A 756-nucleotide genomic window follows, 5' to 3' on the forward strand; every position below is an offset into this window, starting at 1 on the left:
CACAGGACTGTCCAAGTCCCAGGTCTCACGGATGGCAACAGACCTCGACGAACACGTGGACCAGTTCCGCAACCGGCCCCTCCACGATGCCGGGCCTTTCACCTTCGTCGCCGCTGACGCGCTCACCATGAAAGTACGCGAAGGAGGACGCGTCGTCTCGTGCGCGGTTCTGGTTGCCACCGGAGTCAACAATGACGGACACCGCGAAGTGCTGGGGTGCGCGTATCTACCAGTGAGACCGCTCCAGCCTGGAAGGAGTTCTTCGCCGACCTGGTCGCCCGAGGCCTGACCGGCGTGCGCCTGGTCACCAGTGACGCCCATCTGGGCCTGGTTGAAGCCATCGCCGCCAACCTGCCCGGAGCCACTTGGCAACGATGCCGCACCCACTACGCCGCTAATCTCATGTCGGTCACCCCCAAAGCACTATGGCCCGCCGTCAAAGCGATGCTGCACTCGGTGTACGACCAACCCGACGCAGCATCGGTCAACGCTCAATACGACCGGCTCTTGGACTACGTCCACGACAAGCTCCCCGCCGTGTGTGATCACCTCGATCAAGCCAGGGCAGACGTCCTCGCGTTCGCGTCCTTCCCCACCGGGGTGTGGACCCAGATCTGGTCCAACAACCCCAACGAACGCCTCAACCGCGAAATCCGCCGCCGCACCGACACCGTGGGAATCTTCCCCAACCGCCACGCAATCATCCGCCTAGTCGGAGCCGTCCTAGCCGAACAAAACGACGAATGGGCCGAAGGC

1 pseudogene is annotated in these 756 nt (G+C 63.5%); it reads left to right on the top strand.

The window, feature by feature from the left end:
- A pseudogene (locus tag HMPREF2765_RS00010) lies at positions 1-756 on the top strand (IS256 family transposase); the annotation flags it as partial.

Source organism: Rothia sp. HMSC062H08, from assembly GCF_001810775.1.
In the GTDB taxonomy this organism is placed as follows: domain Bacteria; phylum Actinomycetota; class Actinomycetes; order Actinomycetales; family Micrococcaceae; genus Rothia.